General features: G+C 49.9%; 7 protein-coding genes. All 7 read right to left on the bottom strand.

Annotation, left to right across the window (positions count from 1 at the left end):
* Positions 1-878: heparinase (locus GX117_12115; GenBank protein ID NLO34074.1), on the bottom strand; the 878-nt coding region annotated here is incomplete at its 3' end.
* A 154-nt stretch (positions 879-1,032) separates the two neighbouring features.
* Positions 1,033-2,064, bottom strand: a complete 1,032-nt coding sequence (locus tag GX117_12110) for a prolyl oligopeptidase family serine peptidase (GenBank protein ID NLO34073.1) — start codon at positions 2,062-2,064, stop codon at positions 1,033-1,035.
* Positions 2,065-2,246: 182 nt separating this feature from the next.
* Entirely contained in the window at positions 2,247-4,160 is a 1,914-nt protein-coding gene (gene nadE, locus GX117_12105; protein NLO34072.1) for an NAD(+) synthase, read from the bottom strand.
* A 167-nt stretch (positions 4,161-4,327) separates the two neighbouring features.
* Positions 4,328-5,797 (bottom strand): nicotinate phosphoribosyltransferase, encoded by a 1,470-nt coding sequence (locus tag GX117_12100; GenBank protein NLO34071.1) that lies wholly within the window; start codon positions 5,795-5,797, stop codon positions 4,328-4,330.
* Positions 5,794-6,366, bottom strand: a complete 573-nt coding sequence (locus GX117_12095; GenBank protein NLO34070.1) for an isochorismatase family protein — start codon at positions 6,364-6,366, stop codon at positions 5,794-5,796. The genes GX117_12100 and GX117_12095 overlap by 4 nt, the downstream gene beginning before the upstream one ends.
* A complete protein-coding gene (locus GX117_12090) occupies positions 6,363-6,806 on the bottom strand; it encodes an NUDIX hydrolase (GenBank protein ID NLO34069.1) in 444 nt (147 codons plus the stop codon). The genes GX117_12095 and GX117_12090 overlap by 4 nt, the downstream gene beginning before the upstream one ends.
* Positions 6,807-6,951: 145 nt before the next feature.
* Positions 6,952-10,019, bottom strand: a 3,068-nt coding sequence (locus GX117_12085) for a response regulator (protein NLO34068.1), incomplete at its 5' end; no start/stop codon positions are given.

The following is a 10,019-nucleotide window of genomic DNA, read 5'->3' as shown; positions in this document are numbered from 1 at the left end:
TCGCCTGTGGGGCCGGTCATGTACAAGGGGAAGGAGCCTGTTTCACGAAATCCGGGGAAGTCGACCAACCCAAAGTCTGTATGCAAGGAAGATTCGAAGACGGCGATGGCGAGAATGTTGAAGGTAGTTCCATAATCCCAGTAGGAAGGGCCTTCCGGATAAATGCCGTCGGGCTGATAGCTTTTAATGGCACTGGGCAAGCCTTCCAAGGCACGGGTAATCACCTTCAGCGCCAATTCATTTTCTTCGTCGGCAATGGCGAGAGCACCCATGACCATTCCGGCATGGCAGACCTGATTCCAATTGTTGTTTCGAAATACCCAGCCGTCATGACCGTTATACGAGGGGCCAATCCCTTTGTCGCGGATGGCGTTACGTATCTCGGTTTCTTGTTCCGGCGGCAACAGAGGCAACAGCCAATCGTAGCCAATGGCCAGTGCGGCGGTCATTTCTGCCACATCCAGAAAGTGGGAGGGATTCCAGTCGGAAAATTGAATGATTGTTTCCATTTCCACAATCGCCCGTTGCGCATAGGCTGTGTTGCGGGTCATCCGATAAGTCATGGACAGGTTGAGTATACGCCGCAGCGCCTCACGGGAAACGGAAAGGAGCCGTTTCCCCGTGACCTTGCGTTCAACAGGTTCCAAGTCCAGGATCTCGTCGGCGTGTTCTTGAATCAACGTAAAAAGCGACTCTTTCGTCGGATGATTTTGGATCTCGTCGCGGACACGTTGTTCATCGGCCTCAGACATCAATAGGCGCGGGTGGGGGGCAATCTCCTCAAGAGCGGAACGGACCTGACTGTCAAATTCCGACGCGGAGACGAGAAGACAAGGAATGAAGAAAAGAGCCAGTAACGCAGCAACACGATTAAACACGATATTCTCCTTTGGGTGGAAGCTAAGGGCTTTAGGCGGTGAATCCTGAAGAAGCTTATTGGTCTATGGGTATGGCAAAGGCGCGCTCTGTGTCTGTGCTACGGAGCGCGCCGAGGCTACGGGTTTATGTCAGGGGACTGTGCGCGCCTTGGATTCAGTTGCTCTCAACGGCAATTTGTTCCTCGGCAGACTTTTCTTCGACAGCAGGGGCATCCTTACGGAAGGGTTTGTCCTGCTCTAAGAGCCATTCTAGGCCGTCATCTAAAATATCGACCACAATTTGTGCATCCCCTTCACGCAGACCCGGATGGTCGCAGGGATACCACTTAATATCTTTAGGTTCGCCCAGGGCGGCATAGAGCGCTTCACCGGCGGCAGGGCTGACTAAAGTGTCCTCGGAACCATTCAGCATGATTACAGGCCGTCCGGCAGTACCGGCGGCATAGCGTTTGGGATCGGCAGGGCTCATGATAAAAGCAACGATTTGTTTGCCCATCCAATGGAGAAGCCGATTGGACACCGCTGATTTCAACATGGGCGCATCCAGCATGGTGCGGATATTAGCGCCGCCCACAACCAACACGCTCGCACGGATCCGTTCGTCAAAAGCCGTTACCGTACTGCCGGTAATGGCGCCGTAACTGGCGCCGACGAGATAAATACGGTCAGGATCAATTTCAGGATAGGTTTGCAAATAATCAATTAAGCGTCGCGTCTCATTAATCGTTTTCCAAGGGCGTTGACGGAAGGCATAGGCGCCTTCAAGTATACCGTGCACTTTTCGGCTGCCCTGCATAGATTGATCGAAGCATGCCATGGCAAAACCTGCCTCATTAAAGGGCGTGCAGATTTCTTGGATAAAGCCTTTGCTCTGTCCGATGCCATGGAGGAAGATAATAACGGGAACCGGTTCTTTGCGATCCACAGGCAAGGTTAAAAGTACGGGGATGCTTTCACCGGCACGGGCATCCATCGTAAATTGTATTTTTTCAAAACGGCGGGGGCGGGTAATGCCGAAGAAGGTTGCCGTATCATCGACAACAGCCGTTTCTTCTACTTTGATGTTGAAAGGCAGGGTGGGATCATAATTATTGAAATAGGTGTAGTCTGCCCAAAATTTTGCAATCAACAATACGACGATGAGAACGAGTAAGAATCCACCAAGAATTTTTAGTGCTTTGCGCATGTTCGACTCCTTGATTATAAAATGAAGATAACATTCGGCTCCGGATTAGGCCTGCATATTCCCTAGCAACGTATCATAAACCAAAAAAGTTCAACGCTTCAAGATCATCATGACCCTTCCACAGATCAGTTAGACGGCTGTGAAGCACAGCGTATAAAAATAATATAGCAAGGAAGGCCCATTCAATTTAGGGTTGCTTTATTGAGCTCCTCCAAATCCGATTCAATAGATTGTATAATCGGTACAGAAAATCCTGTAAAGGGACTTAAATCCAAGTCGAAAAGTTTCGGCGATAGGGGATGTTGATTGCGTTTCCATTGCCCGGCGTTCAGTCTGCGGAAAAAATCGGCGGTCCATTGACGCATTTGCTCGGCGTCATATTCTGGAAAATGGAGGCATGCCATGCGCCAGCAGGTGACTAAAGAGTGCTGCGTTTCCAAGTAGAGATGCAAAAGCTCATCCAAGACCTTATAGGGCATGAGATCATCTTCGTCGGTTTGGCCAGGCTCTAATTCTGCGGAAGGCGGCAGCGCGAGAATCCCTTGCAGCGATTTGATATCTTCCTTTTTCGACAGATATTCGAGCAGTTGACAGACTACCGTTTTGGGGATATTGGCAAGGGGCGAATAGCCGCCCTGATTATCGCCGCCTGCGGTACTGTAGCCCACGGCCAATTCGCTTAGATTGGACGTAACCAATAAGAGCCCGTCCACGCTATTCGCCCAGTTCAGCAACATGGAAGCGCGCAGCCGCGCTTGCAGATTTTGACGCGTAATGGGCGTGACCTTGTTTGCATCGCCTGTCATTTCTGAAGCTTTTGACAGGAGCATACGCGCTTCCTTTTCTATAGAAACGATGGAGAAAGGAACCTTGCACTCTGCTGCGAGTCGGCTCGCGGCGTCCCGTGTGGCGTCACTGCTAAGCGCGCCATTAGCGAGATAAACCGTTTCGATGTATTGCGCATAGTTTTTGCTTTCCTTGCCTGCTCCAAGCATTTTTGCCGCTTTGACCGCCAACAGCAGACAGAGAGCACTGTCCTGTCCGCCGGATAAGCCGATTAGAAACTTTTTGAATACGCCAACCTTTTCAAAGTAATCGCGCAACCCGAGGGCGATCCCGGAAAAGAGTTCGTCCAATGCGGGGTTTCGGTCGCTTCTCCGTGTGCGTATGGACAAGATGTCGAGATTTTTGGGTTGTTGCTCTACATAGATCTCTAAAGATGCAGGCTTATAGCTTTCCTTGCTCAGATCAATAAGGGCGGGAGGGGGCATCTCTGTTGCGCCTGAAGCAAAGGCTCTTTCTTGACCCTTGCCAAGCCGGGCAAGATCGACTACGGCGCTCGTTAAGCGCCAAGGCTGTTTCGACAGGATAGGCCCTGACGCCGCCAGCCGCTGCGGTGTGGCGATGAGACAACCGCCCTCAAAAATATGACGTCCATTGTCGGTGCCCAAAAGATTCGAAAAGGCATAGACCTTTTTTCGTGCTGCCGCAGCGCTCATGAGCAGATTCGTCCGTTTCTCATGTACCCGCGGACTGAAAGGGGATGCGCCGGAAAGACACACAATATCCGCTTCTCCCGCCATACCCTCGTTAAGCAGGAACGGCGCATTATGGTATTCATTATAGAATTCGGAGACTACGGTGCCAAAGGGTAAACGGAAGAGAAGTTCTCCTGCAGGGACGCCGTGAATTTCAGTGACCCCGCCTTCCCAATAACTCCAAGTCCCTTTATGACAGCCAAAGCTTGCCTGACCTTGTTGTTTCTTGAGGGTCAGACCGTGGATAATTTTATTATGAATGAGCGCGGTGGCGCTGTACAGGTGGTTATCATGCTGAATGGGTAAGCCGACGAGCAGCGCAATCCTATCGCATAGACCGGAAATTTCTGCCAAGGTGGCCCAGCTTTGTTGTGCCAGCTCCGCCCGTGAGGCGCGATCTTCCAGACTGTACCCGGAAATGCCGAGCTCAGGCGTAACCAGCAAATGAACATTATTGTCCTGCGCCTTCTTGATAATATCGGTAATGTGCGCTTTATTTCCTTTGAAATCACCTGCTTTCACTGAAAGCGATGCGACTGCAATATTGACTAAACCCATGGTTGTCTCCCTTCCCAAAAGGCTCGGATTGATCGCGGACTGCTTGCACAAGATCACTCTCGCAAATCACTGTCCGAAGGATCCAAAACCTTAACTGCTGTTCATACTATTATCAAAAAATTAGGAGGATTTTCTATCTTCTATAAAAGGGGATTTATGATCGCGCCTTAGTGTTTGCCTTCTGATTGAAATAACATGCTGTCCTTCATATCGCCCAGCTGCGGCGAGAGCAGCACTTTATAGATCTCAGGATTTCTCAGTCGTTTGTATTCTTCGGGAAGGCTGGCTTGTGTGGTCAAGGCATAGTCCCGGATATCCTTGGTTTTCAAGGGCGCACGGGTACGTTTGCCCGCTGCAAATACGGTTTCCAATAAAGCTTTGGCATAGACGGTATGTTCGAGATAGCGCGCCGCATGGGGATGTTTCTGTGCGCGGCCGGGAATGGTTCCCTCCTCGACAACCGGTTCCTTATCCAGATAAATGACATCCCCTAAGGGCTGCCCGTTTTTATCAAAATAGCGCATCAGCTCTTTGCGTCCGGGGTTGGTTGCCTTTTCAAAATTGGAAGTGACATTCATGCGCGGCTGCCATGCGCCGTCTTCGTCGATGGCAACCAGTTTATACACGCCGGGCAAGGCCGGAGCATCATAACTGGTAATTAGTTGGGTGCCCACACCCCACATGTTAATCTTTGCGCCTTGACGTTTAAGATCAGCAATCAGATCTTCGTTTAAATCGTTGGAAGCGGCAATGATCGGCTCTTCCAGCCCTGCCTCAACCATCATGGCGTAGCCGCTTTTGCTCAGCTTGGCGAGGTCGCCCGAATCAAGACGTACTGCAGGGCGAATAGGAATCCCTTGCTCCTGCATTTCTTGGAAGACTTTTATAGCGTTGGGGAAACCGCTTTTAATGGGATCATAGGTATCCACCAACAACATACAGCGGTCGGGATAGAGGCGCGCAAATTCGCGGAAGGCTTCCAGTTCGGAAGCAAAACTCATGACCCAGCTGTGCGCATGGGTGCCCGCCACAGGCACATCATGTATTTTCCCGGCCAGTACGTTGGAGGTATAGGCACATCCGCCTATATAAGCCGCCCGTGACGCGCTCGTACCGCCGTCGGGACCGTGAGCGCGTCTCAATCCAAAATCCATGACCGGATCCTCTTGTGCGGCAAGGCAGACCCGCGACGCTTTGGTGGCAATGAGGGTTTGGTAATTGATCATATTCAAGAGCGCCGTTTCCACCAGCTGCACTTCCGGAATAGGACCTTCAACTTGCACGAGCGGTTCATTGGGGAAGACGCATTCCCCTTCACGAACAGCACGAACGGTACAGCTGGGCTCAAAGTCGTGGAGATAGTCTAAAAACGCCGCTTCGAAAACATGGAGAGAGCGCAGATAGTCCAAATCATCAGGACAAAAACGAAGGTTTTCGAGGTAATTCAAAAAGTCATCGAGACCGGCAGCCACCGCATAGCCCGTGTCAGGAGGGAGGCTGCGGAAAAAATAATCGAAGCTAACCCGTTGCTCCGTTTTGCCGCGCTTCCAGTGGGCCGCCATCATGGTTAATTGGTAGAAATCGGTTAAGAGCGCCATATGGCGCCGGTCGAACCAAGAATGTGCTGCTGTGGTCATAGGAGGCAATCACTTTTAATAATTTGGACACCTGCCTCTTGTAAGCGGTTCAGCACGTCTTGGGTCGCATCGGGGTTTGCTGCTTGGGTCGCGTCTTCCACCAATACGGCGCCAAAGCCGGCTTTCAAGGCATCAAGGGCAGTCGCCTGCACACAATAATCTAAGGCGAGTCCGGTCACGAATACGCGCTCCACACCGCGATTTTGCAGCATTTCGGCAAGCCCCGTACCATCGAAAGCGCTGTAGGCTTCGCGATCGGCGAAGATGGCTTTGTTGACGATTATCGCGTCCACAGGAACACGCAAATCGCCATGAAACTCTGCGCCCGGCGTATCCTGAACACAGTGAACGGGCCAGCTGGCATCTTTAAATTCCGGCGCTTCCACAAAACTGCAGTGATCATCGGGATGCCAATCTCGGGAAAAGATAAGATGATCAAAATTCTTTTGGATACAGTTGATTTTTCGAATAACACCGGAGCCGTGGAGCACCGGTAAGGCGCCTCCGGAACAAAAGTCATTTTGAACATCGACGACGATTAAAGCATCTTTTGAAGTTACAGATTTCATTGGAATATTCCTTTGAAAAAGTTTTGGGCAAGACTAATAATTTTATCGTGATCGAATGCGAGGCCGGGCAATTTGTCAACCGGAAACCAAGCCGCATCGCAAGCGTCATCTGCAGCACACAAAGGCGCCGGTGCTGCGAGAAAGCCCAGATACGCTACAGAGATAGAGCGGCCTCGCGGATCACGACCGAGGTCGCCAAAGCTGTGGAATTGTCTTAAGGGTATATCAACCAAACCGGTTTCTTCTTTTAATTCACGGGCAACAGCAGCGTCAAGGCTTTCATCCATATCCAGAAAGCCGCCCGGCAATGCCCAAGATCCGGCAAAAGGATCGTTTTTCCTGCGTATCAATGCTATTTGCTGCTCTTGCTTCAACTCGGAAAAGACAACAGCATCAACCGTAACCATAGGCCGCGGATAACGATAGCAAAAAAGGTTCATGATAGCGCGTTGCCTTTATTGTTCGTGTTAGCATACTTGAAATGGGAATAGGACTTCATCTTTTTTAAACGGAAAGCCATGGTGACGCTATTCCAATCCCTGTAAAAAAAATCTCGGGACGCGATCCATGTATCGGCTCCTTTTCTCAAATAATTGTATCAGCGTCGCCCTGGAAATGTTCCGGATCATAGGTTTCGACAGCCGAGGCAATTTCATCGGCCTTAAAAGGTTTCATCAAAAAACTGTCCGCACCGGATTCCTGCATTTTCATGGAATGGTGTTCCACCGTTTTAGAAGTGACAATGAATACCTTAATCCCTTCCAAAGCCGGATCATTTTTAATTTGACGACAGATATCCCAACCGTCGGCATCGGTTAACGCAAGTTCAAGCATAACCAGCCAATAGTGTTCTGCATTGACCTGCTTCAAGGCTTCCGCGCCCGTATGGCAATAGTCTACTTTATAGCCCTCTTCTTTCAAGCAGCGCTTAATAAAGAGACAAGTTTGCTCATCGTTATCGACGTAGAGAATGTTCGCGCCGAGTTTGGGCGTGGTAAGGGGCTTTTGTCCCAAGGCGTAATGAATACCGCTCAAGAGCGTACTTTTTCTAAAGGATCGTTTTATTCGGGAATCAATACGATTTTTAAAGCTCTCATAGAGGCGGTCATTATCGGTCAAGATCATCATGGGAAATGCGGCGATGGAAGGATCCGACAAGAGCTCGTCGAGCAGGAGCCGCCCCGTAGGACCTGATTCTGTGTCTACGATAATGCAGTCGGGATTGTATTTGTTGGCGAGGGTAGTCGCTGCTGCAGGATAGACAGCATGAATAATATCCATCCCTTCCGAGGTTAAGATCTGGCGAATCTGGGAGCTTAACGCACGATCCTGAGAGACCAGTTCAAACAATAAATGGGTCTCAGTGGGCATGACCATATGCCATTGGGTCTCTTCGGATAAATCAGATTTTTCGTAGCGGGGCAAGGTAAAACGGAAAGCCGTTCCTTTGCCTTCTTCACTGGACACGGTAATACGGCCGCCATGAAGCCCGACAAAATCCTGCGCAATGGCAAGGCCGATTCCTGTGCCTCCATATTTACGGGTAGACGAACTGTCATATTGATAAAAGCGGTTGAAGATCTTGTCTTGCGCTTCCTTGGGGATGCCGATGCCCGTATCGATAACGGAAAAACGAATATCTTTTTTCCGTACTTCAAGATCAATAGTAACGGAACCGCCATCAGAATTGAATTTTACAGCATTGGAAATCAGATTGTTAAAGACTTGCCCCAGCTTGCCCTTATCACCGTCGACCAATAAAGGCGGCGTAACAGAATTTCCTTCGGAATCATGTACTTCCAGATGCAGTGGGATCGACCGCGCATCGGCTGTGGGGCGCACGGATTGCATGCTGGACAAAATGCAATTGACTACATCAAAGTGGGTGAAGAGCATTTCTTCCGAACCGCGATGAACCCGAGAGAAGTCCAAGAGGTTTTCAATTAGGACAACCAGTTTTTCAACATTGCGCATGACAATATTGAGGTACTCTTCTTGTTGGTCGGTGATGGGGCCAGCCTTGCTGTTCAAGATCATGTCCGTGTATCCCATGACCGCGACAAGGGGCGTGCGCAATTCATGAGACACATTGGATAAGAGATGCACCTTCATTTCGTCCAATGATTTCAGTTCAATATTGGCGGCGTGCAGCTTTTCTTTGGCTTGATTCACATTGGTCAGCGATTCTTTAAGATTTTCGAGCAACTGAGCATTGCGTATGGCAGAGGTAAGATGCGGCGCTATCTGTTCAAGAATCTCCGCGTGGTTCCGTGTAAAACCACCGACCTGATCGGAGCCAAAGGTCAAGGCACCGGCGATGCCGTCGAGGGCGTGCAGGGGCACACAGAGAATGCTTTTCACTGAAGCGGGGAATTGGTAGCGTATGGGCAGCGACGCGTTTTCAAGATCCTCAACGAGAAGATATCTGCCTTCTTGCGCCACCCAGCCCGCCGTACTGTTATCATCATCCATACGGGGGAAGAGGGCGGGGCCTTCTTTGGGTTCAGGATAAAGCTGACGGGTTTCAAAGGTACCGTCGCTTAATTTGAGAGAAATGGCTGCATAGTCATACGCGACAAGGTGACGAATCTCACGGTTCAGGCTTTCATAAACGAGCCCCGCCTCCACGCTGGAATTAACGAGATTGGCGATCTGATTAATGAAGGTGATTCGTTCGGCTCGTTCTTGCACTTCCTTTTCCAAGATGACGCTGTGGGTCACATCCCGAAAAGATCCGTCTATGCCTGCAAAGGAATTGTGTGTGTCAAAGATTGGCGTACCGGAGAATTCCACACAGGCGCTTTGATCATCGGCCCGTTTCAACCAAATACGGATGTTTTCAACATAAGGCGATACGACCAAGCTTTTGGTGAGGTTTGTGTGTTCCTCTTTGTCCAAAAAGAAATCAACCAGTTTTTTGCCCAAGAGATCATCAAAAGATTCGTATCCTAAAATAAAGGCGCCTGCAGGGTTGATAAAGGTGATTTTGTCTTTGACATCGGTTTGAAACCGTGCATCACGCATAGACAAAACAAGGTTCCGATATTTTTCCTCTGATTCTTTTAATTGATGCACATTTGTGCGCAGTGCAGAGGCCATTTGGTTGAAGGATGTGGCAAGCTCGTCAATTTCGCCGCCCGCATCAGTACGCACTTTCAAATCGAAATTACCTTGTCGGATAATTTGTGCGCCTTCGTTGAGCAGCGACACGGGCCGGATAATGCTGTTATTCACAATGCGATAGGCAATTAAACAGAAAAACGCAATAACCAGAGTGCTCACTAAAAGCGTCAAGACTGCTGCGATGTTGATCGTGGCAAAGACACCTTGGGTCGGTTGATGGACAGCGACATAGACGGGAAAACGCGTATCCAGTCGGTGGTAGGCAAGGAGCACGGGCACGTTTTTCCCTTGGGAGGGATAGCGCCAAAGGAAGAAAGAGCCCGCGGCGGTATCTTCGTTACGTGCCATTTTTTCTGCAAGGTCGGGACATAGAGGGATTGTTGTCGGCGGGGGCAGGATATTATCCGTACGCTCGCTTAAGAAGACGGTGAATTGCATGTACGACGAATAAAAGATGACCTCGTAGCGGTTGTGCTGTTCTTCTTTCGGACGGTTCGGCTCGTCCAAAATCAAATCAAGCAGATCATCGA

It is taken from the genome of Candidatus Hydrogenedentota bacterium, from assembly GCA_012523015.1.
Taxonomy (GTDB): Bacteria; Hydrogenedentota; Hydrogenedentia; order Hydrogenedentales; family CAITNO01; genus JAAYBJ01.
Note: the sequence above shows the minus strand (reverse complement) of the source record. Positions and strands in the feature narration are given on the sequence as shown.

Bases quoted from the DNA above. Each gene is read 5' to 3' on its own strand.
- GX117_12095 (NLO34070.1), bottom strand. From the start codon at position 6,366: ATGAAATCTGTAACTTCAAAAGATGCTTTAATCGTCGTCGATGTTCAA.
- GX117_12110 (NLO34073.1), bottom strand. From the start codon at position 2,064: ATGCGCAAAGCACTAAAAATTCTTGGTGGATTCTTACTCGTTCTCATC.
- nadE (NLO34072.1), bottom strand. From the start codon at position 4,160: ATGGGTTTAGTCAATATTGCAGTCGCATCGCTTTCAGTGAAAGCAGGT.
- GX117_12100 (NLO34071.1), bottom strand. From the start codon at position 5,797: ATGACCACAGCAGCACATTCTTGGTTCGACCGGCGCCATATGGCGCTC.
- GX117_12090 (NLO34069.1), bottom strand. From the start codon at position 6,806: ATGAACCTTTTTTGCTATCGTTATCCGCGGCCTATGGTTACGGTTGAT.